Raw genomic sequence first — 21,299 nt, 5'->3', positions numbered from 1 at the left:
TCCCTGCGCGCGAGCCATCACATGGTGTAGCAATATAACTACGTGCGGTGCGCGTCGGAGGGGGAGCGCGATGGCGGGGTTTCTGGCCCGCAGGCTGCTCAACTACGCCGTGCTGGTCGTAGTGGCTGCCAGTCTCGCCTACCTTCTGGCGGCCACGGCTCTGGATCCTCGTTCCAACTACGCGGACCGCACGCCGAAGCCTCCGCCCGCCGTGGTGGACGCGCAGCTGACGGCGCTCAACCTCAACGACAAGACGCCGCTCATGGAGCGCTACGCCACCTGGGCGGGCGGGGTGCTGCGCGGTGACTTCGGCAAGTCCGTCGGGGGCGCTCCGGTCAACGAGGATCTCAAGCGGCGCATGGGTGTGACGTTCCGACTGGTCGTGCTGGGGATGGTGTTCGGGAGCCTGTTCGGGGTGCTGGTGGGCGCCTTCGCGGCGGTCCGGCAGTACGGCTGGTTCGACCGGCTCTCGACCGCCCTGTCCTTCGTGGTGCTGGCCGTGCCGGTGGTCGTGCTGGCCAACATGTTGATCCTGGCCGCCGCCTGGGCCAACGAGCGCATCTTCGGCAGTTCGGTGTTCCTGGTCAGCGGTGAGTACACCGCCGGGCTCGAGGCCGGGTTCTGGGGGCACGTGGTCGACCGGCTGCAGCACCTGGTCCTGCCGACGGTCTCGCTGTCGGTGGGGCTGGTCGCGGTCTTCAGCCGCTACCAGCGCAACATGATGCTCGACGTGCGGGGCGCCGACTTCGTCCGCACCGCGCTGGCCAAGGGGCTGAGCAGGCGCCAGGCGCTCACCAAGCACGCGCTGCGGACCGCGCTCATCCCGGTGGTGACCTACTTCGCGTTCACGTTCGGGGCGCTGCTGACGGGGGCGACGTTCACCGAGAAGATCTTCGGCTGGCACGGGCTGGGCGAGCAGCTGATCAACTCCATCTTCAGCAACGACGTCAACACCGTCGCCGCCATCTCCCTCTTGGCCGCCGTCGCCGTGCTGTGCGCCTCGCTGGCCTCCGACCTGCTGCACGCGGCGCTCGACCCGAGAGTGCGGGCGTGATGACGCTTTCCGACGAGGAGCTTGCCGAGGAGCTGACCGACGGCCCGCCGGCCACGGCGCCGTCCAGGCTGCGGGTGGTGGCCGGGCGGTTCTTCGCCTCCCCGCAGGGGCGGATCGGGTTCGCGGTGCTGGCCGTGATGTTCCTGCTGGCGTTCGCGGGGCCGATCTTCTCGCCGTGGACGTACACCGACAAGGACTTCACCGCGTTCATGCAGCCGCCGTCGGCCAACCACTGGTTCGGAACGCTCCAAACCGGGGCGGACGTCTACGCGGTCACGCTGCGCGGCATGCAGAAGTCGCTGGTCGTGGGGCTGCTCGCGGCCCTGATCTCCACGGCGCTGTCGGCGGTGGTGGGCGCGTTCGGGGGCTACTTCCTGGGGTGGACGGACCGGACCCTGAGCTGGGTGACCGACCTGCTGCTCGTGCTGCCCGGCTTCCTGATCCTGGCGATCATGTCGCCGCTGTTCGAGTCGGGGCAGTGGCCGCTGTTCGTGGTGATGCTGGCGCTGTTCCTGTGGATGGTGACCTCGAAGGTCGTCAGGGGGATGACGATCTCGCTGAAGGAGCGGGAGTTCATCCAGGCCGCCCGCTACATGGGCGTCTCCCCCGTACGGATCATCTTCCGGCACGTGATCCCCAACCTGTCGTCGCTGCTGATCGTCGACGCCACGCTCAACGTCAGCAGCGCGATCCTCACCGAGACCTCGCTGTCGTACTTCGGGTTCGGCATCCAGCCGCCCGACGTGTCGTTCGGGACGCTCATCGCCGACGGGTCCAGGACGGCGGTCTACGCGCCGTGGACGTTCTGGTTCGTGGCGGGGCTGCTGGTGGTCACCGTGCTCGCGGTCAACCTCATCGGCGACGCGCTGCGTGACGCGTTCGACCCCTCCTCCGCGCGGCGGGGGCGGCGATGAGCCCGGTGCTCAAGGTCACCGACCTCAACGTGTCCTTCGGCGGCGTGCCGGCCGTGCGCGGGGTGAGCTACGACGTGGAGCCCGGCGAGGTCCTGGGCATCGTCGGCGAGTCGGGGTCGGGCAAGTCGGTCACCTCGGCGGCCGTCATGGGCCTGCTGCCGCCGGGGGCGCGCGTCACCGGGTCGGTGCGGCTGCACGGCAAGGAGCTGATCGGGGCCCCCGAGCGGGAGCTGACGGCCTTCCGCGGCAAGACCATCTCGATGGTGTTCCAGGACCCGCTCTCCGCGCTCACCCCCGTCTACCGCGTCGGCGACCAGATCGCCGAGGCCGTGCGCGTGCACCAGCGGGTGAGCAAGGAGACGGCCCTGGTCAAGGCCGTCGAGCTGCTGGAGCTCGTGGGCATCCCGCGGCCGGGCGAGCGGGCGCTGGCCTTCCCGCACGAGTTCTCCGGCGGCATGCGGCAGCGCGTGGTGATCGCGATGGCCATCGCCAACGACCCCGACGTGATCATCTGCGACGAGCCGACCACCGCGCTCGACGTCACCATCCAGGCGCAGGTGCTGGAGGTGCTGAAGACGGCTCAGCGGAAGACCGGCGCCGCGATCATCATGATCACGCATGATCTGGGCGTCGTGGCCGGGTTCGCCGACCGGGTGCTGGTCATGTACGCCGGGCGGCCCGTCGAGATCGGCGACGTGGACGACATCTACTACGGGATGCGGATGCCGTACACGGTGGGGCTGCTCGGCTCGATCCCGCGCGTGGACCGGGGCGCGCGGCAGCCGCTGGTGCCCATCGAGGGCAGCCCGCCCTCCCCCGAGGCGCTCCCGCCGGGGTGCCCGTTCGCGCCGCGCTGCCCGATGAAGATCGACGCCTGCGACGAGGGCGAGCCGCCGCTGCTCGACGTGGGGGCGGGGCACCGGGCGGCCTGCATCCGCTGGCAGGAGGTACGGCCCCGCGAGCCCGTCCTCGTCCCCGTCGAGCCGGGGCGGCGCGAGCGCGGCGAGCGCACGGTGCTGGAGGTGCACGGCCTGGTCAAGGAATATCCGCTGCTCAAGGGCGCGATCTTCAAGCGCAGGGTGGGCACGGTGCACGCGGTGGCCGGGGTGGGCTTCGACGTCCGGCAGGGCGAGACGCTGGGGCTGGTCGGCGAGTCGGGCAGCGGCAAGACGACCACGCTGACGCAGATCCTGGAGCTGGCGGCGCCCCAGAGCGGGCGCATCGTGGTGCTCGGTCACGACACCGCGCGGCTGAGCGGCCCCGAGCGCAAGGCGATCCGGCGCGACATGCAGATCGTCTTCCAGGATCCGCTGGCCTCGCTCGACCCGCGCATGACGGTGCACGACATCCTGGCCGAGCCGCTGCGTACGCACGGGCAGCGGCGCCCCGGACGGCGCATCGCCGAGTTGCTCGCCCTGGTCGGGCTGGACGCCTCCCATGCGGCCCGCTACCCGCAGGACTTCTCGGGCGGCCAGCGGCAGCGCATCGGCATCGCCAGGGCGCTGGCCCTGGAGCCCCGGCTGCTGGTGCTGGACGAGCCGGTCTCCGCGCTGGACGTGTCGATCCAGGCCGGGGTGATCAACCTGCTGGGCTCGCTGAAGGCCCGGCTGGGTCTGTCCTACCTGTTCGTGGCGCACGACCTGGCGGTCGTGCGGCACATCGCCGACCGGGTGGCGGTGATGTATCTCGGCAGGATCGCCGAGATCGGCCAGGTGGACACCGTGTTCGACGCCCCGGCGCATCCGTACACGCAGGCTCTGCTGTCGGCGATCCCGCTGCCCGATCCGGTACGCGAGCGCGCCCGGGAGCGGATCCTGCTCGAAGGCGACCTGCCCAGCCCGGCCAACCCTCCGACGGGCTGCCGATTCCGCACCAGGTGCCCGAAGTTCCGCGGCGAGCTCACCGACGAAGAGCGCAGGCTCTGCGTGGACGTCGAGCCCGAGGTACGACCGCTGGGCGAGGACCAGGGAGCGGCCTGCCATTACGCCGAGAGGCGCGAAGTCGTCTAGACCTCGCTCAACCAGGAGGAATCGCTCGATGAAAGCATCACGTCTTGTCATGGCCGTCGCCGTGACGGGCTCGCTGTGCCTGGCGGGCTGCGGCAGCGGCACCGGGAGCAGGCCGGGCCGGGAGAGCGGCGGGGACGAGCGTACGATCAAGGCCTTCGACATCAACCCGCAGCCGCGCGACAAGGTCAAGGACGGCGGGACGCTGCGGTGGGGCATCAACGAGTTCCCCGCCCAGTGGAACAGGAACCACGTCGACGGCAACCTGGCCATGGCCGCCGTGGTCAGCAACGCGCTGCTGCCCGCGCCGTTCCATTCCGACGAGAAGGCGGACATCTCGGTCGACCAGGACTACGTGCTCGACGCCGAGGTGACCGAGCAGCGGCCCAAGCAGGTGGTCACGTACAAGCTGAACCCGAAGGCGAAGTGGTCCGACGGGAAGCCGATCACCTGGGCCGACTTCGAGGCCCAGTGGCACGCGCTGAACGGGCGTAACCCCGCCTTCCACATCGCCTCGCCCACCGGTTACCAGGACATCGAGAAGGTGGCTCGGGGGAAGGACGACTTCGAGGTGGTAGTGACGTTCGACAAGCCGTTCGGGGACTGGCAGGCGCTGTTCGGGCCGCTGCTGCCCGCCGCCACGAACCGGACGCCCGAGTCCTTCGACAACGCCTGGCTGAACAAGATCCCGGTGACGGCCGGGCCGTTCAAGTTCGGGGCGTTCGACCAGACGGCCAAGACGATCACGATCGTGCGGGACGACTCGTGGTGGGGGAACCGGGCCAAGCTCGACAAGATCATCTATCGGTCGTCGGAGCAGGATTCGCTGATCTCGGCGTTCAGCAACGGGGAGCTCGACCTCATCGACGTGGGGCCGTCGGCGCCCGACTACGCGCGCGCGAAGGGCACGCCGGGGGCGCACGTGCGGCAGGCCGCAGGTCCCGATTTCCGACATTTCACCTTTAACGGGTCCAGCGAGCCGCTCAAGGACCGCAACGTCCGGCAGGCCGTCCAGCTGGGCATCAGCCGCCAGGCCATCGCGCAGTCGGACCTCCAGGGCCTGGACTGGCCGATCGCCCTGCTGAACAACCACTTCTTCATGAACACGCAGGAGGGCTACCAGGACAACGCCGGGAAGCTCGGGGCCCACGACCCCGGTCAGGCGCAGCGGCTGCTGGACGCGGCCGGGTGGAAGCTGAGCGGCTCGTTCAGGCAGAAGAACGGGAAGGTGCTCGACCTGCGGTTCGTGGTGCCGTCGGGGGTTCAGATCAGCAAGGCGGAGGGGGAGCTGGCACAGACGATGCTCGCCCAGATCGGCGTGAAACTGACCATCCAGGCGGTGCCGAGCGACGACTTCTTCACCAAGTACGTCATCCCTGGCAACTTTGACATCACGCCGTTCGCGTACATTGGGACGCCTTTCCCGGTTTCCAGCAGTTTCGGGATTTATGCCAATTCCGCCGACGGCAAGACCTGGAACGCCAACTTCGGCCGTACCGGCTCGCCCGCCATCGACCAGGCCATGAACCGCGCCGCCCAGAGCCTCGACCCGGTCCGGGCCCGCGCGGCGGCCAACGAGGCGGATGCGCTGATCTGGCAGGAGGTCAACGTCCTGCCGCTCTACCAGCGCCCGCAGAACGTCGCCGTCCGCCAGACGCTGGCGAACGTGGGGGCACGCGGCTTCTACGACCTCCGCTACGAGGACATCGGCTTCACCGGCTGACCCATCCTGCGACCTCAACCGATCGGCCCGGCCGCCGGCCCCACCGGCGGCCGGGCCGATCGCCGCTCGGGCCCTGGCCGGCGTGGGAAGTGTCGGCGGCAGGGTGTAGAAGGGACGCGTGACAACCGCCAAGCTGACCTGGCCGCAGATCCTCGCGTGGCGCCTGCGCAGGCAGTTCGTGAGCGAGCCGGACGCGCCCGATCCCGTGGCGGTGGCCCGGCGACTGTGCGGCGTGCAGGCGCAGGTCGCCTCCTCGGCCCAGCTCGCGGTGGCGGTCAGGAGCGGCAGGCCCGACCCCGCCGCGATCGACCGGGCCCTGTGGAGCGACCGCACGCTGGTCAAAACCTGGATCATGCGCGGCACCCTCCACCTCCTCCCCTCCGGCGAGCTGGCCGACCACTGCGCGGCCCTGGGCACGTTGCGCTTCTGGGAGAAGGGCTCGTGGCAGCGCGGCCACGGCGTCACCGCCGACGAGATCGCAGCGATCGTCGACGCCGTCCCCCGCGCCCTGCCCGACGGGACGCAACCAGGCGGACGGGCGGCGCTGACCAGGGAAGAGCTCGTCGATGCCGTCGTGGCCGTGACCGGGGACGATCATCTGCGGGAGGCGCTCACGTCCGGTTGGGGCGCCCTGCTCAAGCCGCTGAGCCGCCTGGGCGAGCTCTGCTACGGCCCGCCCCGCGACGGCAGGGTCACCTTCACCTCCCCGCGCACCTGGCTCCCCGGGTGGCCCGCCGCGCTGCCGCCGTACGAGGAGGCAGGGGTACGGGTGGCCCGGGCGTTCCTGGGCGCGCACGGGCCGGCGACGCCGGAGATGTTCGACACGTGGCTGTTCGGCGGCGTGGCGAAGAAGACGGTGTTGAAGGGATGGTTCCGCGACCTGGCGCCCGAGCTGACCGAGGTCGAGACCGACGACGGCCGGACGCTGCTGACCTTGACCGAGCACCTCGACGACCTCGCCGCCACCGGCCCGTCGGCCGAGGTGCACCTGCTGCCGGGGTTCGACCAGTACATCCTGGGCGCCCCACGCGGCCTCGCCCCGCTGATCCCGCCGCCCCTCAAGCCCAAGGTGAGCCGCCAGGCGGGGTGGATCTCCCCCGTGGTCGTCCACGAGGGGCGGGTCGCGGGCGTCTGGGAGGCCAAGAACGGCCACATCACCGTCGATCTCGCCACGCCGGTCCCCCCGGGTCCCCTCGAAGAGGCCATCACCCGCATCCACACCCTGCTCCCTGACCCCGCCCGCCCCAGCCGGGGAAGAGCCGACGGACGAGAAGCCCTCACCGGAGGCAAGTCCACCCGGCCAAGGGCGCCCTACCCGAGGACGAGCCACCCCGGCCCCGGGCGAGCAACCCTTCCCAAGGGGCAGCGGCCCAGGTGGTGGGTCAGGAGGTGGTGGCCATGATGCGATCGACGATGCCCTTGGTGCCCTCCTCGCGGGCGCAATGCGCGCAGCAGTACCAGTGCTCGCCCGACTGCACCCCATGTCCGATGACCTTGGTGCCGCAGTGCTCGCAGATGGGCGCCATCCCCTCGATCGCGCACTGGAAGCAGTCGAAGGTGTGCACCGCACCCTGCGCATGCACCTCGAACGCCATGTCGTAGTCGTTACCGCAGGTCTCGCAAACAGCCATGGTGATCCCCCTCTTCAGTCCAATCGCCGGGGGGATACCCGCTTCTATGGCCACTCTTCCTCAAAGAACCGCCAATTTCCCCCTCAATCGGTCAGACCTCCACGGCTGACCGCGAAGCGGGCCACCAGCGGCAGGCCCAGGAGACCGAGAAGGGCCAGAGCGGCGGGCAGACCGAGCCATCCGCTCAGGGCGGCCACGAGCAGCGGGCTGATCACGAAGCCCGCGTACGAGATCGTCGAGACCCCCCACACCAGCGTCCCGCTCGGGTCGTCGGCAGCGGCGCGGCTGAGGAGGGCGGGCACCAGCGGGCCCAGCGCCAGCCCGGCCACCGCGAAGCCCACCATCGAGGCGGGCATGCTGCCACCCAAGCCGCACACACCGCGATAAGCGGCATTTACCACAACCCCTTGAATTTCGGTCAAGTGACAGTAAAGATCGACGATGTCCTTATTACCCCTGCCGAAGGGAAGCTCGTGCTCACCCGAACGGTCATCGCGACCGCCTTGGTCGCGGCCGGGATCATCGCCATCCCCTCCGCCGCGTCCGCCGCCACGGCCCGCTACACCCCCGAGCGCATCTGCGGCCCCGGCTTCCACCGCGTCAAGGACGGCCACCGGGCGATGAAGACCCGCGACGGCGCGGTGTTCGGACATGTGTACCTGATGTACAACAAGCGCAGCGGCAAGAACTGCGTCGCCGCCATCAAGACCGCGTACACGGGCACCCGCACGGTCACCGGCGCCTACCTGGAGGTCAGGGGCGGCGGTAGGGCGGAAGACGTGCAGAAGTACCGCTTCTACGCCGAGACCGGCCACATCGACGGCAAGTGGAAGTGCGTGAAGTACGCCGGCTGGACCCGCGACCCGGACAACCGCGTCGAGGCCTGGGGCGGCCGCAAGACCTGGGGCAACTGCAGGGCCTGAGGCCCCCGCCGGGGGTGGGCCTCAGCAGACGTTCTGGTACGGCACGCCGCCCGGTGGCCGACTCGGCCACGGCCATGAGCCCGCTCCGGCTGAAGTCGATCGCGTTCGCAGGCGGGGCTTCAGGTCGGCGAACCTGCCGCCGAGCTGCGACGCGTACGCCGTAACGCCCGGCAGCAGCGGCCCGCCCTGATACCTGGTGTCGATCGAGCTCAGCAGGCGGCCATCGGCGGCGTCGAGCACCACCACCTCCTTGGTCACCGGGTTCGTGGAGAACACGACGTTCATCACCAACCGCCGATCGCGCGGTCGCCGTTCGCGTGCAGTACCTTGATCGCCACCCGGTTGCCGTCGGCATCGTAGGCGTCGTACACGACCCCCTGCCCGCCCGAGCCCAGCCGCCCCGCCAGCCAGCAGTCCCCGAGGCCCTGGGGATCCCCCATGCTCAGCGCCTCCATGGCGGGTTAGATGTCAATCTTTTCGCGGAAGTTGTCACAACTGGACCGCTCGTCCCGTCCTTCTGGCAAGAGAACTGAGGAGGCTCATATGACCCAGCGGATCAACGTCGCGCAGCAGGTCCCGCAGGCGTACCACCACTTCCTGGCCGTGGAGAAGCTGCTGCACGAGAGCGAGTTGCCGGCCGCCACCATCGAGCTCGTCAAGCTGCGCGCCAGCCAGATCAACGGCTGCGGCTACTGCGTGGACATGCACAGCCGGGACATGAAGAAGGCCGGTGAGAGCGACGAGCGCCTCTGGTCGGTGGCCGCCTGGCGGGAGGCGACCGTCTACACGCCGGCCGAGCGGGCCGCGCTCGCGCTGGCGGAGGAGGCGACCAGGCTGGCCGACCGCGCCGCGGTGCCGGACGAGGTCTGGGAGGAGGCCGCGCGGCACTACAGCGAGAAGCAGCTGGGACTGCTCGTCGTGGCGCTGGCCATGATCAACGCGTGGAACCGCATCGGTGTCACGGCCCGGCTCACGCCTGGCACATGACATTCGTAGAAATGCATTGAGAGAGCCGGTGGTGGCCGGTTAGGTTGGCGCGCATGGCGGGTGACAGGAGCCCGCCCTGCCGCCGCCAGGAGGCGCGGCGCGCAGTCGGAGCGGACAAGCGGGACACGCTTCGGAAGGGGGAGGCCATGAAACGCGTCAGAGTCACGAAGTCGACGACCACGCGGCGCACGAAGCCGGCCACGGAGCCGACCACGGACCAGGCCACGGACCAGGCCACGGACCAGGCCACTGAGCTGGACCTGCGGACCCCGGCAGGCCGGATGCTCCCCTACTGACCTGCTCTCTTTACGCCGGATTTATCGGTCCTTCTGTAGATAACATAGGTAACAAAGTCATCACGGGGGGCTCACGATGAAGAGGCTTGTGGTGGTGCCGCCACACATCGCCAGGCACAAGGTCCGCGAGATTTGTTCGGCCGACCGCCGCAAGCAGCCCGCCGACCCCAAGGTGATCGACCTGCGCGCCTACACCGGCCGCAACGTCATCCGGTTCCCGGGCGGTCCGACCCCCGCAGCTTGAGAACGCCGCCTGAGAACGCCGCCGCTCGGCTGGGCCGAGCGGCGGGCTCCGAGGTCAGCGGTAGAGGCGCTCGGCGTAGGTCTCGCCGTAGTAGCTCTCAAGCTGTTCGAGGCTCTCCTCCACTTTCTGCACGTCCTTGACGAGCCTCGCGTGCGAGGGCAGGACCTCGGGCTCCCAGCTGTCCGGCTTCCACAACGAGGAGCGCAGGAACGCCTTGGCGCAGTGGAAGAAGATCTGCTCGATCTCCACCACGAGCGCGAGGTGCGGGCGGTGGCCCTTCACGATCATCTCGTCGAAGAACGGGGCGTCGCGGAGGAGCCTGGCCCGGCCGTTGACGCGCAGGGTCTCGTGGCGGCCGGGGATCAGGAAGATGAGCCCGACGTGCGGGTTCTTGAGAATGTTGCGGAATCCGTCGGCCCTGCGGTTGCCCGGACGGTCCGGGATGGCGATCGTGGCGTCGTCGATGACATGGACGAACCCGGCCGGGTCGCCCTTGGGCGAGACGTCGCAGGTGCCCTCGTCGTCCGACGTGGCGATCAGGCAGAACGGGGAAGCCGCCAGCCACTCCCGGTCACGCTCGTGCAGCCGTACGCGCTCCTTGGTCGCCGCCCTCGGCATGACCTCGCCGAGCAACTCGCGTAGCTCCGCCTCGGACCCGATCTCCGCCCAGCTCATGTGCTCTCCCTTCGGAAGTTGTCACCATTTTGTCAGGGAGAGCGTGAGTCACCAGCGGCGGGCGTTCGCCATCAGGCCCAGCTGCGCGTCGCGTTCCACGGCGAAGCGGACCGGATCCATGCCCTGGCGCTCGGCCCGCAGGTGCAGCAGGGTCAGCTCGGTCGCCGCCTGCTGGTAGTCGCTCATGGCCCGGCCGAGCCCCGCGCCTCTGGCCCACTTGCGGGCCGCCTTACGGCCGGACAGCGTGCCGAGCATCGTGACGTCGGCCTCCGAGATCAGCCCGGTCTGCCGGTAGCCGGGCAGGTAGACGCCCATCCTGGCGACGAGCTGGCGGCGTTCGACGACGGTCACGACGATCAGCAGGACGAGCGCCGCCATGATCACGAGGTACGCGACGACCACCCAGGCCAGGGAGTTCGTGCTGGCGGCGCCGTTCCAGAGGCCGTGCAGGAAGACCGCGAACAGGTAGCCGAACGGGATCGCGGCGAACCTGAGCGGGCTGCGCCTGGTCAGGGCGTAGGCGACACCGAGGCCGATCATGGAGGTGTAGATGGGGTGGCCGAGCGGGTCGATGAGGCCCCTGATCACGAACAGCTGCAGCGCCCCGCCGGCCCCGTCCTCGCTGTAGGCGAGCATGTAGTAGCCGATGTTCTCCACGGCCGCGAAGCCCAGGCCGGCCATGGAGGCGTACACGATGCCGTCGGTCAGCCCGTCGATCTCCTGCCGCCTGCGCAGGAGCAGCAACAGCGCCGAGCCCTTGAGCGCCTCCTCGATCACGGGGGCCAGCAGCACGGTGCCCACGTCGTCGACGACCGCCTCGCCGAACCCGGCCCTGGTGAACAGCGCCTCCCCCAGGGCCGACAGCGCGATGCCCAGCACGATCGCCACTCCCCCGCCCCACGCGAACGCGAACGCCAGGCTCAGCTTCGGCTCGGGCTCCAGCCGGTCGAGCGAGAGCACGGCCGCCAGCAGCACGGGCAGCGGCGCCACGCCGAGCAGCGCGGACAGGCCGAAACCCACGGGCCCGCCGGACAGCAGCATGAGGGCCAGCGCGATCAGCGCCAGCGCGCTGGAGACGACCAGGCCGATCAAAAGTGCCTTGCTGGGTCGCTGGACTGGCATGGTGGTGTCTCCTTTTCGCCGGTCCGCCTACTATGCTCGGCCCGCATCTACAGATGCTTAACGGTCGCTTGATTCGCGGTAGTACGGATCCGCCACGACGGCCTCGCCGTCGGCGTACGTATACACCTCCCGGCCGGACACGAACACCCGCAGCGCGCGGCTCATGACGTCCAGCGGATCCCCCGACCAGATCACGACGTCGGCGTCGAGTCCCGGGCGCAGCGCGCCCACCCGGTCGTCGATGCCCATGATCCGGGCCGGGGTCAGCGTGATCGAGCGCAGCGCCTCGACCGGGTCCAGGCCCTCCTTGACCGCCAGCGTGGCCTGGTGGACGAGGAAGTGGATCGGCACGACGGGGTGGTCGGTGGTGATGGCCAGCCGCACCCCCGCCCGCGCCAGGATGCCCGGGTTGCGCAGCGAGCGCTGACGCAGCTCGACCTTGGACCGGCTGGTGAAGAGCGGGCCGATGATGACGGGAACGTCCCTGGCGGCCAGGGTGTCGGCCAGCAGGTGGCCCTCCGTGCCGTGGTTGACGATCAGGTCGTAGCCGAACTCGTCCGCCAGCCTGAGGGCGGTGGAAATGTCGTCGGCCCGGTGGGTGTGCTGGCACCAGGGCAGCTCGCGGTCCAGCACGCGGACCAGGATCTCCAGTGTGCCGTCCCGGTCGAACGGCTTGCCCTCCTCGGCGGCGGCCGCCCGCTTGGCCTTGTAGTCCTGCGCCTTCATGAACGCGTCCCGGATCACCGCGGCCACGCCCTGCCGGGTGGACGGCAGCTTCTTCTGGTCGCCGTACACGCGCTTGGGGTTCTCACCGAGCGCGCTCTTGACGCTGGTCGGCTCCTTGACCAGCATCTCGTCCACGGACCTGCCCCAGCACTTGATCGCGACCGTCTGGCCGCCGATGGGGTTGCCGGAGCCCGGCTTGATCACCGCGGTCGTCACACCGCCGGACAGCGCGTCGGCGAAGGCCAGGTCGGCGGGGTTGATGGCGTCGAGGGCGCGCAGGCGGGCGCCGTTCGGGTCGGTCATCTCGTTGGTGTCCTGGCCGGCCCAGCCCTCGGCCTCCTCGTACACGCCGAGGTGCCCGTGGGCCTCGACGAAGCCGGGCAGCACCCAGCCGCCGGCGGCGTCCACGACGGGGGTCCCCTCGGGCACGGCCACGTCCCGGCCGACGGCGGCGATCTTCCCGTTCTGGACGAGTACGGTGCCGCCGTCGATGGGGTCACCATCGATCGGCACGACATATCCGCTGGTGATAGCAAAATCCATGATTTGTAACCTACCGGTGGGCGGGCCGCCGAGCCCGTGCAGCCTCATGGGCGGAGTGGCGCAGGGATAGGCTGACATATCCGCATTTGCAGATGGAGAGGACGCATGTCGGAAACGTACGGGCCAGCCGCGGGCCCGGACCCTCTGTCCCTCAGCGACGAGGAACTCTCACTCCTGCTGGCCGGGCAGCGCTTCGGCGCGCTGGCGACGAACAAGAGCAACGGTCACTCCCACCTGTCCACCGTCCTCTACACCTGGGACCCGGACCAGCGCGTGGTGCGGATCTCGACCATCGCCGACCGGCTCAAGGTCCGGCAGCTCCACAAGGACCCGCGCTGCGCCCTCTACGTGGCCAGCGACGACTTCTGGTCCTACGCGGTCGCCGAGGGCCAGGCGGAGCTGTCGCCGGTGAGCACCGAGCCGGGCGACGAGGTGGGCATGGAACTCCTCGCCATGCAGCAGAACATGGACGACCCGTACGCCTTCCTGCGGCAGATGGTCGAGGACCGGCGGCTGGTGGTCAGGATTCGCGTCTCACGTTTGTACGGGACCGCCCTGCCTGTCTCATCCTGATGGCACGGTGCCGGTTGTAGGCCACCGACGCGATCACGACGACGACGAGCCCCAGGTCGATGCCCGCCGACCAGCGCATGGCATCGACATGGTGCCCCCCTTCCGCCACCGCGAAGAACACCGCGCCGATCACGGCCACGCCGCCCGCGCCCGCGAACTGCTGCGCCGTGCTGAGGATGCCCGACCCGATGCCGGCCTGGTACGGGGCGACCTCCACCAGGGCCGCGCCGATGAGCTGCGGCAGGACCAGCCCGTTGCCCGAGCCGACGAGCATGAGCGCGGCAATGATGTACGGCAGGCCCAGCCCCGCCCCGAACACCAACAGGGTCAGCCCGAGCCCGATGACCATGCCGCCGATCATGACGACGATCAGCCCGTACCTTCTGACCAGTCGCGTCCCCAGGAGTGACGTGACCGAGAACAGGACCCCCATCGGCGCGAACGCCAGCCCTGCCTGGAAGGCCGTCAGCCCCAGTCCGCCCTGCAGCAGCAGCGTCAGCGTGAACATGAACGAGGCGAAATACGCCATGAACGCGACGATCGAGCCCACGCCCGCCAGGTAGGAGTGGACCTTGAGCAGCGCCAGGTCGAGCACCGGCTGCCCGCCGCGCGCCCCGAGCACCAGCTGCCACCGCCAGGTCAGCACGAACACGGGCACCGCCGCCGCCATGCTGACGAAGGTCCAGGTGGGCCAGCCCAGGCTGTTGCCCAGGCCGAGCGGCACCAGCACCAGGGCGAGCCCGGCGGCCAGGCCCGCCGCGCCCGGCAGGTCCAGCCTGGCCCGCCGGGCCGTCTCGACCTCGGGCAGCAGCCAGACGGCCAGCGGCACCACGATCAGGCCGACGGGCAGGTTGACGAGGAAGATCACCCGCCAGCCGAGCCCCAGCGCGTCGGCGGTCAGCAGCAGGCCGCCGAGCACCTGGCCGGCGATCGAGCCCAGGCCGCCCGCGACGCCGTACCAGCCGAGGGCGTGCGCCCGCTCGGACGGCGAGTAGACCGCGGAGATCATGGCCAGCACCTGCGGCACCATCATCGCGCCCGCCAGGCCCTGGAGCAGGCGGGCGGTCACGAGCTGGATCGGGTTCAGGGCGATCCCGCACAGCACGGACGCGATCGTGAACGCGACCACACCCCAGACGAACAGCCGCCGGTAGCCGTAGCGGTCGCCGAGCCGGCCTCCGGTGATCATGCCCGCCGCGTAGGTGAAGGCGTATCCGCCCACGATCAGCTCAAGGGCGGCCGGGCCCGCGTGCAGGTCGCGTTCGATGGAGGGAGCGGCCACGTTGACCACAAAGAAGTCGAACTGGGCCATGAACCAGGCCGCCAGCAGTACGGCCAGCATCCCACCATGTCTCACGACATTCAGGCTAGAGCCCCACGATCCGGCCACCTGGACAGGGTCGCGTGTCGAATGCTCACCGGCCTGGCACCGGCAGGTTACTCTGCCATCAACTAGCAGTCACGCACTCTGGTCATCGTCGAGTCGACTGTCTCTCCCACCCGAGGAGACCCATGTTCAGGCGACTCGCCGTCATGATCGTGATCTCGTCCACCCTCCTGACGACTCCCGCCGAGGCGGCCACCGCCGTCCTCAACGTCGCCCACCGGGGCGCCTCCGCGTACGCGCCCGAGAACACCGGCGCCGCCTTCGAACTGGCGGACGACCAGCGGGCCGACATGTTCGAGTTCGACGTCCAGGAGACCAAGGACCACGAACTGGTCCTGATGCACGACACCACGCTGGCCCGTACGACCGACGTGGAGCGGGTCTTCCCCGACCTGGCCCCGTGGAGGGTCGGCGATCTCACGCTCGACCAGATCCGCAAGCTCGACGCCGGCTCGTGGTTCTCCGAAGAGTTCGAGGACGAGCGGGTGCCCACACTCGGCGAGGCGCTGCGCGAGATGAGCGGCTCAGGCCTGGGCCTGCTGCTGGAGATCAAGGCGCCGGAGCTCTACCCGGGCATCGAGGCCCGCGTGGCCGCCGAGCTGCGCCGCCACTCCGGCTGGCTCGCGCCGGGGCGGCTGGTGGTGCAGTCGTTCAGCTGGGCATCGATGCGCACCTTCCACCGACTGCTGCCCGACGTGCCGATCGGGCTGCTCGGCACGCCGTCCACCGCCGACCTGCCGGGGCTGGCCAAGTTCGCCGACCAGATCAACCCGCCGTACACCTCGCTGTCGGCCTCGTACGTACGGCGCGTGCACGACCTCGGTATGGAGGTGCTCGCCTGGACGGTGGACAACCCGGACACCATGCGCCGGATGCTGAGCTACCGCGTGGACGGCATCATCACCAACAGACCGGACGTCCTGGACGAACTGCTGAAGAGCTGAGATCCGGACGGCCAGATCCAGGCCGGCCGGGACCGGAGTCGCCCAGGACCGGGGCCCACGCCAAGGCGCATGAGGGGCCGAGGCGGCATGAGCGGCATGAGGGGAGGTGAGCCGAATCCGCTCGCCTCCCCTCATGACCGATCAGCATGACTGCTCAGCTGCAGCCGCTGGTAGAGCCGCAGCCCTCGCAGACGTAGCAGCTCCCGGCCGGCCGCATCTTGGTGCCGCAGGTCATGCAGAGCGGCGCGTCGGCCGTGAAGCGCTGGTGGCTCTCCAGCGTCAGCTCCTCGACCACCGGCAGCTGCGCAGCCGCCTCCGCCTTCGGCTTCTCCTCGATGGGCGCCGACTGGGCCAGCGCCTCGCGGTCCACCGTCTCCTGCAGCGCCGCCGGGTCCTCGCCGCGCTGCTGCGCGGCGCGCTCGGTCGCCGAGAAGATGCCCAGGGCCGCCCGCTCCTCGTAGGGGAGGTGGTCGAGGGCCAGGCGGCGGAAGATGTAGTCCATCACCGACGTCGCCATCCGGATGTCCGGGTCGTCCGTCATCCCGGCCGGCTCGAACCGCATGTTGACGAACTTGCTCATGTACGTCTCGAGCGGCACGCCGTACTGCAGGCCGATGGAGATCGCGACGGAGAAGGCGTCCATGACGCCCGCCAGCGTCGAGCCCTGCTTGGACATCTTGAGGAAGACCTCGCCGAGCCCGTCGTCAGGGTAGGACGAAGCGGTCATGTAGCCCTTGGCGCCGCCCACCGTGAAGCGGGTGGTCATGCTCGGCCGCTGGTTGGGCATGCGCCGCCGGGTCGGCCGGTTGACCTCGATGACCTTGACCTCGGGCTCCGCCTTGGCGACCTCGTCCTTCTTGGCGGCCTCGTCCTTCTTGGCGCCGTTGCCGGCCGACAGCGGCTGGCCGACCTTGCAGTTGTCGCGGTAGACGGCCAGGGCCTTGAGCCCCAGCTTCCAGCCCTCCTGGTAGACCTGCTCGATGTCGTCGATCGTGGCCGACTCGGGCAGGTTGACCGTCTTGGAGATGGCCCCCGACAGGAACGGCTGGGTGGCCGCCATCATGCGCACGTGGCCCATCGGCGCGATCGCCCGCTCGCCCATCGCGCAGTCGAACACCTCGTAGTGCTCCTGGCGCAGGCCGGGCGCGTCGACGACGTGGCTGTGCTCGCCGATGTACTCGACGATGGCCTCGATCTGCTCCTGCTGGTAGCCGAGCTGCTTGAGCGCCCGCGGGATCGTCTGGTTGACGATCTGCATGGACCCGCCGCCGACGAGCTTCTTGAACTTGACCAGCGCCAGGTCCGGCTCGATGCCGGTGGTGTCGCAGTCCATCATCAGGCCGATGGTGCCCGTGGGGGCCAGCAGGCTGGCCTGGGCGTTGCGGTAGCCGTTCTTCTCGCCGAGCTTGAGGCACTCCGACCACTGGCGCGACGCCTCGGAGTGGATCTTCGCGTCCATGGAGCCGATGGTGCGCAGGTCGTCGTTGGCCGCCGCGTGCTTGCGCATGACGCGCTTGTGCGGCTCGGCGTTCCTGGCATACCCGTCGTACGGGCCGACCACCCCGGCCAGCTCGGCGCTGCGGCGGTAGGACACGCCGGTCATCAGCGACGTGATCGCCCCCGCCACGGCGCGACCGCCGTCGGAGTCGTAGGCGTGGCCCGTCGCCATGAGCAGCGCGCCGAGGTTGGCGTAGCCGATGCCGAGCTGACGGTACGCCCGCGAGGTCTCACCGATCTTCTCGGTCGGGAAGTCCGCGAACGTGATCGAGATGTCCATCGCGGTGATGATCAGCTCGGTCAGCTTGACGAAGTTCGGGACGTCGAAGGTGTTGTCGTCCTTCAGGAACTTCAGCAGGTTGATGCTGGCCAGGTTGCAGGAGGAGTTGTCCAGGTGGACGTACTCCGAGCACGGGTTGCTGGCCGTGATCCGCCCCGTCTCGGGGGTGGTGTGCCAGTCGTTGATCGTGTCGTCGTACTGCACGCCCGGGTCGGCGCACTCCCAGGCGGCCTTGGCCATCTTGCGGAACAGGTCACGAGCGTCCACCGTCTCGATGACCTCACCGGTCAGGCGGGCGCGCAGGCCGAACTCCCCGCCCTTCTCCACCGCGCGCATGAACTCGTCGGAGACGCGCACGGAGTTGTTGGCGTTCTGGTACTGGACGGAGACGATGTCCTTGCCGCCCAGGTCCATGTCAAAACCGGCGTCACGCAGCGCGCGGACCTTGTCCTCCTCGCGCGCCTTGGTCTCGATGAACTCCTCGATGTCCGGGTGGTCGACGTCGAGCACGACCATCTTCGCCGCCCGGCGAGTGGCGCCGCCGGACTTGATCGTCCCCGCGGACGCGTCGGCGCCGCGCATGAAGCTCACCGGGCCGCTGGCCGTGCCGCCGCTCGACAGCAGCTCCTTCGAGGAACGGATGCGGGACAGGTTCACACCCGAGCCCGAGCCGCCCTTGAAGATCACGCCCTCTTCCTTGTACCACTCGAGGATCGACTCCATCTGGTCGTCCACCGAGAGGATGAAACAGTTGTGCACCCGGAGATTTCCGGAGAGGTATTCGCCGCTCTCGGTCTGGATGTCGTAGACCTCCATCGCACCGAGCGACTCGATGCGGTCGATCTCCAGCCGCTTGGTGGCTCGAGTCGGCTGGCCCGGCTTGTCGAAGCTGCGCTCGAGCTTGCCCGCCTTGACCGGGTCAATGAAACCGATCTCGTCAGCGAACACCCGTCGGTCGCCCGCGGACTGGATCCGCAGCGTCCAGCAGCCCTTACGATCTTCCCGCTTGTCCTTCTTGAACCCCACCCGCGCGTAGATGCCGAACCGCAGAAGCAGGCGCTGCATCCCGCGAATCAGCTTCTCCGAGATCATGTCGACCTCGACGACCGTCGACTTCTCCCGCTCGCCCACAAAGCCCTCGGCCTGGAAGACACTGCGGAGGTAGGCGGCGACCACGGGGAGGGGCGCGGCAAACAGCCGGGCCGGAACATCCATCTCGGTGCCCCGTGCCCGCAGGTCCCACTTGTCCACAAAGGTTTCGAGAACGCTGCCGTACACGCGGGTGCGACGGCAGTCCAGCGTGTGGTCCTGCGTCTCGACCCGGCGCTCCTTGCGGTGGACGTCGGGGAAGACGCTGTCCAGTGCCTTGGTAACCCAGGCCAACTCGGCCGGGGTTACCGTCATCGCCTCGATCGTGAGCGACTTGTTCGTGCCGTTGTACTGTCCGACGAAGCCGTCCGACTGCAACCACCCAGCGAGAGCGGCCTCGGACAACTCGGCGAAGTCGATCTCGCCGCCACCGAACGCATCCCGCCGGTGCCACTCGAGTTGGTCGCCCGGCTCCAGGGAGCCAGCCTCCACGAACGACCCGGTGCCGTCACCGGTCGCCTTCCATACGAGATGATCACCCGTGACATCCAGCGTGTAGCCCGCCTTGGTGTGAATGCGCAGGACGTCCTTCACACCATTTGCCTTGGTGGCGAGGATGCGTGTGAGACCGTGGGCATCGTAGACCTTTGCACCCACCGCGTCGTCCTCGACCAGCTTTCCGATGGGGACGAGCCCGTCCGGGGTGCTCACCAAGGCGTCATAGGGCTGACAGGCGCTCACCTGCTGGGGCGACTTGGTGCCCACGTTGAACCAGACCGGCGAGTTGAACGCGAACACCTGGTGCGCCAGCGCGTGCTTGAGCTCGTGATCGAAGATCTCGGCGTCCTCGTCACTGGCGAAGTAGCCGTGCTCGATCCCGGTGCGGGTGTAGACGCCGACGACCCGGTCGATCAGCTCCTTCAGGCTCCATTCGCGCTGCGGGGTGCCCACGGCGCCGCGGAAGTACTTGGTCGTCACGATGTTGGCCGCGTTGACCGACCAGAACTCGGGAAACTCGACGCCCCGCTGCTCAAAATTGACCGAGCCGTCGCGCCAGTTCGTCATGACGACGTCACGGCGCTCCCACTGGATCTCGTCATACGGGTGCACGCCCGGCTTGGTGAAGATCCGCTTCATCTTCAGCCCCTTACGCGGACGCTTCCCCCCGCGCGTGACTGAACCGCTGGCCGTCTCCGTCATGACTCCCCCTTCTCCGCCTTCAACTGTGAGATCTCGGCCTCGAAGTCCGCCAGGCTCTCGAAACCGCGATACACCGATGCGAACCGCAGGTAGGCCACCTCGTCGAGGTCCCGCAACGGGCCCAGGATGGCCAGGCCCACCTCGTTGGAGGGGATCTCGGCCGCGCCCTTGGCCCTGATGGCCTCCTCCACCCGCTGCCCGAGCTGCGCCAGTGAATCCTCGCTCACCGGTCTGCCCTGACACGCCCGCCGCACGCCCGCGACGACCTTGTCCCTCGAGAACGGCTCTGTCACTCCACTGCGCTTGCTCACCATCAGCAGTACGGTCTCCTGCGTGGTGAACCTGCGCCCGCACTCGGGACACGTGCGGCGGCGTCTGATGGCCGCGCCGTCATCCGTGGAACGGCTGTCGATGACCCTCGTGTCAGGGTGGCGACAGAACGGACAGTGCACGCTTTCGCCTCCTAGACCTGCGGCCACCACACGCCGCGGAACCGCCGTCGCGGGACGCTCGCGCACGCTCCACAGCTAGCCATGGAGCGGTACATAAAACACAAGGTGTGGTGAACTACATCGGTGTAACTACTAGATGTTGTGGTCCAACCGTAGAAGCGCGCGACCATGAACGCAAGTTGAGCAACCCCATCGAACCGAAGTCGCTGATCAGCCCGCCGCCACCGCCAAGGCTCGGGCGTGTCGCCCGTCGAGGTGATCTTTGTGCTGCTGGAGGCGTCACGTGAGTTGCTCGCGCGCTCATTCGTGAACAAACCTCACAACGATACCGAACCCCAAACCTCCCCCCACCAGCCCCATCACCGCGCCCCCACGACCGGCCGACCACCCCTCACGCACACTCCCCACAGCACCTCCCCAAGCCGCGGAACCCCGATACAAGGCGCCCACTTCCCGCCACTCGATGACCCGCCCCCAACCGCACGCCCGGACACCCTCGCCGCCGAGCGACACAACACCACTCGACCAGCGCCGGGCAACACCACAACGCCACGGGACCCACACCCGGCCAACTTCGCGACCCAAGCGGGCTGCAGCCCGGACAGGCTCGCGAACCGTGCGGCCTCAGGTCTCGGGGAGCCTCGCGGGCCGGGTGGTCAGCGTAAGGCTGCGATGTCGTTCGGGACGTACAGGCGGGTGCCGGGGCGGATGAGGGAGTCGGGCAGCCCGTTCAGACGCTTGATCTCCTCCACCACAGGGCCGGGATCGTCCCCCTGGGAGAGCGCAGTGGCGATGGCCCACAGCGTGTCGCCCTCGCGCACCTCCACCCACGGCAACCCCGCGTGGCTGGTAACGACGACCTGCACCGCCGCCTGCCCCACCGCGCGCGTGCCCAGCCAGAACCCGCCGAGCGACAGCAACGCCACCGCGGCCACCAGCACGACCCGTCCGCGCCGGGTCAGCCGCAACGGCGGAGCGGACCGCCGACGCAGGCGCGCCGCCGCCCGCCGCTCACGCCACCTCGCCACCCGGC

The 21,299-nt window shown here is 69.2% G+C and carries 22 protein-coding genes; 11 read left to right on the top strand and 11 right to left on the bottom strand.

The annotated features are described in order from the left end of the window. The first annotated feature begins 70 nt into the window (after positions 1-70). The 5 genes from ACIBQ1_RS32815 to ACIBQ1_RS32795 all read left to right on the top strand — a co-directional run bounded on the left by ACIBQ1_RS32815 (position 71) and on the right by ACIBQ1_RS32795 (position 7,099). Entirely contained in the window at positions 71-1,054 is a 984-nt protein-coding gene (locus ACIBQ1_RS32815) for an ABC transporter permease (protein WP_397283166.1), read from the top strand. Beyond that, complete coding sequence (locus ACIBQ1_RS32810; protein ID WP_397283237.1) at positions 1,054-1,968, top strand: ABC transporter permease; 915 nt, start codon at positions 1,054-1,056, stop codon at positions 1,966-1,968. Before ACIBQ1_RS32815 ends, ACIBQ1_RS32810 begins: the two co-directional genes overlap by 1 nt. Next, positions 1,965-3,977 (top strand): dipeptide ABC transporter ATP-binding protein, encoded by a 2,013-nt coding sequence (locus tag ACIBQ1_RS32805; protein WP_397283165.1) that lies wholly within the window; start codon positions 1,965-1,967, stop codon positions 3,975-3,977. The genes ACIBQ1_RS32810 and ACIBQ1_RS32805 overlap by 4 nt, the downstream gene beginning before the upstream one ends. Positions 3,978-4,005: 28 nt before the next feature. Then, the gene (locus ACIBQ1_RS32800; protein ID WP_397283164.1) at positions 4,006-5,697 is read left to right on the top strand and encodes an ABC transporter family substrate-binding protein; all 1,692 of its coding nucleotides are present in this window, start codon (positions 4,006-4,008) and stop codon (positions 5,695-5,697) included. 118 nt (positions 5,698-5,815) lie between these two features. Then, a complete protein-coding gene (locus ACIBQ1_RS32795) occupies positions 5,816-7,099 on the top strand; it encodes a DNA glycosylase AlkZ-like family protein (RefSeq protein ID WP_397283163.1) in 1,284 nt (427 codons plus the stop codon). Here ACIBQ1_RS32795 and ACIBQ1_RS32790 read toward each other — a convergent pair. Beyond that, on the bottom strand, positions 7,080-7,328 hold the full coding sequence (locus ACIBQ1_RS32790; RefSeq protein ID WP_397283162.1) for a hypothetical protein: 249 nt from the start codon (positions 7,326-7,328) through the stop codon (positions 7,080-7,082). The genes ACIBQ1_RS32795 and ACIBQ1_RS32790 overlap by 20 nt on opposite strands. 83 nt (positions 7,329-7,411) lie before the next feature. Then, positions 7,412-7,684 carry a hypothetical protein gene (locus tag ACIBQ1_RS32785; RefSeq protein ID WP_397283161.1) on the bottom strand — a complete coding sequence of 91 codons (273 nt, stop codon included), beginning with the start codon at positions 7,682-7,684 and terminating at the stop codon, positions 7,412-7,414. A 117-nt stretch (positions 7,685-7,801) separates the two neighbouring features. On the opposite strand from ACIBQ1_RS32785, the gene ACIBQ1_RS32780 reads away from it, so the two are divergent. Continuing rightward, positions 7,802-8,251 (top strand): hypothetical protein, encoded by a 450-nt coding sequence (locus ACIBQ1_RS32780; protein ID WP_397283160.1) that lies wholly within the window; start codon positions 7,802-7,804, stop codon positions 8,249-8,251. A gap of 21 nt (positions 8,252-8,272) precedes the next feature. Here the strand turns inward: ACIBQ1_RS32780 and ACIBQ1_RS32775 are convergent, their stop codons facing one another. Continuing rightward, on the bottom strand, positions 8,273-8,539 hold the full coding sequence (locus tag ACIBQ1_RS32775) for a hypothetical protein (protein WP_397283159.1): 267 nt from the start codon (positions 8,537-8,539) through the stop codon (positions 8,273-8,275). After that, positions 8,536-8,691 carry a hypothetical protein gene (locus ACIBQ1_RS32770; RefSeq protein WP_397283158.1) on the bottom strand — a complete coding sequence of 52 codons (156 nt, stop codon included), beginning with the start codon at positions 8,689-8,691 and terminating at the stop codon, positions 8,536-8,538. Before ACIBQ1_RS32770 ends, ACIBQ1_RS32775 begins: the two co-directional genes overlap by 4 nt. 103 nt (positions 8,692-8,794) lie before the next feature. Here ACIBQ1_RS32770 and ACIBQ1_RS32765 point away from each other — a divergent pair, with 103 nt between their 5' ends. The 3 genes from ACIBQ1_RS32765 to ACIBQ1_RS32755 all read left to right on the top strand — a co-directional run bounded on the left by ACIBQ1_RS32765 (position 8,795) and on the right by ACIBQ1_RS32755 (position 9,778). Beyond that, entirely contained in the window at positions 8,795-9,238 is a 444-nt protein-coding gene (locus ACIBQ1_RS32765) for a carboxymuconolactone decarboxylase family protein (RefSeq protein WP_397283157.1), read from the top strand. A gap of 146 nt (positions 9,239-9,384) precedes the next feature. Beyond that, the gene (locus ACIBQ1_RS32760; RefSeq protein WP_397283156.1) at positions 9,385-9,534 is read left to right on the top strand and encodes a hypothetical protein; all 150 of its coding nucleotides are present in this window, start codon (positions 9,385-9,387) and stop codon (positions 9,532-9,534) included. Positions 9,535-9,610: 76 nt separating this feature from the next. After that, entirely contained in the window at positions 9,611-9,778 is a 168-nt protein-coding gene (locus ACIBQ1_RS32755; RefSeq protein WP_397283155.1) for a hypothetical protein, read from the top strand. A 54-nt stretch (positions 9,779-9,832) separates the two neighbouring features. On the opposite strand, the gene ACIBQ1_RS32750 is transcribed toward ACIBQ1_RS32755, so the two are convergent. Genes ACIBQ1_RS32750 through ACIBQ1_RS32740 form a run of 3 tightly spaced genes read right to left on the bottom strand, consistent with a single transcriptional unit; the run spans position 9,833 to position 12,844 of the window. After that, on the bottom strand, positions 9,833-10,453 hold the full coding sequence (locus ACIBQ1_RS32750; RefSeq protein ID WP_397283154.1) for a pyridoxamine 5'-phosphate oxidase family protein: 621 nt from the start codon (positions 10,451-10,453) through the stop codon (positions 9,833-9,835). Positions 10,454-10,501: 48 nt separating this feature from the next. Then, the gene (locus tag ACIBQ1_RS32745) at positions 10,502-11,575 is read right to left on the bottom strand and encodes a PrsW family intramembrane metalloprotease (protein WP_397283153.1); all 1,074 of its coding nucleotides are present in this window, start codon (positions 11,573-11,575) and stop codon (positions 10,502-10,504) included. 57 nt (positions 11,576-11,632) lie between these two features. Next, a complete protein-coding gene (locus tag ACIBQ1_RS32740) occupies positions 11,633-12,844 on the bottom strand; it encodes an amidohydrolase (RefSeq protein WP_397283152.1) in 1,212 nt (403 codons plus the stop codon). A gap of 105 nt (positions 12,845-12,949) precedes the next feature. Here ACIBQ1_RS32740 and ACIBQ1_RS32735 point away from each other — a divergent pair, with 105 nt between their 5' ends. Then, on the top strand, positions 12,950-13,417 hold the full coding sequence (locus ACIBQ1_RS32735; protein WP_397283151.1) for a TIGR03618 family F420-dependent PPOX class oxidoreductase: 468 nt from the start codon (positions 12,950-12,952) through the stop codon (positions 13,415-13,417). On the opposite strand, the gene ACIBQ1_RS32730 is transcribed toward ACIBQ1_RS32735, so the two are convergent. Next, complete coding sequence (locus tag ACIBQ1_RS32730; RefSeq protein WP_397283150.1) at positions 13,365-14,774, bottom strand: MFS transporter; 1,410 nt, start codon at positions 14,772-14,774, stop codon at positions 13,365-13,367. The two genes, ACIBQ1_RS32735 and ACIBQ1_RS32730, sit on opposite strands and share 53 nt — an antisense overlap. 155 nt (positions 14,775-14,929) lie before the next feature. On the opposite strand from ACIBQ1_RS32730, the gene ACIBQ1_RS32725 reads away from it, so the two are divergent. Beyond that, positions 14,930-15,748 (top strand): glycerophosphodiester phosphodiesterase, encoded by an 819-nt coding sequence (locus ACIBQ1_RS32725; protein WP_397283149.1) that lies wholly within the window; start codon positions 14,930-14,932, stop codon positions 15,746-15,748. A gap of 154 nt (positions 15,749-15,902) precedes the next feature. Here the strand turns inward: ACIBQ1_RS32725 and ACIBQ1_RS32720 are convergent, their stop codons facing one another. The 3 genes from ACIBQ1_RS32720 to ACIBQ1_RS32710 all read right to left on the bottom strand — a co-directional run bounded on the left by ACIBQ1_RS32720 (position 15,903) and on the right by ACIBQ1_RS32710 (position 21,294). After that, positions 15,903-19,814: a vitamin B12-dependent ribonucleotide reductase gene (locus ACIBQ1_RS32720; protein WP_397283148.1), complete on the bottom strand. Its 3,912-nt coding sequence runs from the start codon at positions 19,812-19,814 to the stop codon at positions 15,903-15,905. Next, entirely contained in the window at positions 19,811-20,266 is a 456-nt protein-coding gene (gene nrdR / locus ACIBQ1_RS32715; RefSeq protein ID WP_111183346.1) for a transcriptional regulator NrdR, read from the bottom strand. Before nrdR ends, ACIBQ1_RS32720 begins: the two co-directional genes overlap by 4 nt. A gap of 656 nt (positions 20,267-20,922) precedes the next feature. Next, entirely contained in the window at positions 20,923-21,294 is a 372-nt protein-coding gene (locus ACIBQ1_RS32710) for a LysM peptidoglycan-binding domain-containing protein (protein ID WP_397283147.1), read from the bottom strand. Between the last annotated feature and the right edge of the window lie 5 nt (positions 21,295-21,299).

The sequence above is a fragment of the Nonomuraea sp. NPDC050153 genome (assembly GCF_044460125.1).
GTDB lineage: Bacteria > Actinomycetota > Actinomycetes > Streptosporangiales > Streptosporangiaceae > Nonomuraea.
This window is presented reverse-complemented; position numbering and strand designations above follow the sequence as displayed.